Source organism: Acinetobacter sp. F-1 (assembly GCF_022869025.1).
In the GTDB taxonomy this organism is placed as follows: domain Bacteria; phylum Pseudomonadota; class Gammaproteobacteria; order Pseudomonadales; family Moraxellaceae; genus Acinetobacter; species Acinetobacter pseudolwoffii.
In genome coordinates, this window is sequence record NZ_JAJKFX010000035.1 from 1 (window position 1) to 515 (window position 515).

The window sequence follows — 515 nt, forward strand, 5'->3', positions numbered from 1 at the left end:
TTATTGCGTTGTCTTAGGTGATATTCATCTGATGCACAAAGTTGAATAGCCTGCATATTCTTTCGATGATAAATAATTAAATCAATACCTTGATGTTTCAATCTAATTTTTAATTCTTGGCTGATGTAACCTCGATCCCCGTAAAGTTTTGCTTCTACACCAGCAACCAATTGCTCAACCATTTTTATGTCAGCAACATGTCCATTCGATAAAGCAGAACAGGCAATTTCACCAAATTGATTCATCGCAATATGTAATTTATAGCCATAAAACCAGCCCATTGAGCTTCTACCACGTGATGCAATTTGGACTAATGATTTATGATGCTGAATACGTTGAGTTTTACAAACTGGCAGAGTTGTTGAATCAATCCATAAATATTGTGTACCTTGGCCTTTCATCAGTGCCACATGTAAAGCGTGTAAAGCTAATTCATGCATATTGATCAGATGAATCATCCTTTGATAGCAAGGCAAGTACTTAAATAAATGGCTTTTATCTTCTTTTAGCCAGGT

Annotated in this window: 1 protein-coding gene; it reads right to left on the reverse strand. The window is 35.5% G+C overall.

Features of this window, described 5'->3' with window-relative positions; genetic code table 11:
• The coding region (locus LOZ91_RS14555; RefSeq protein WP_244783468.1) for an IS982 family transposase at positions 1-515 on the reverse strand (515 nt) is incomplete at both ends.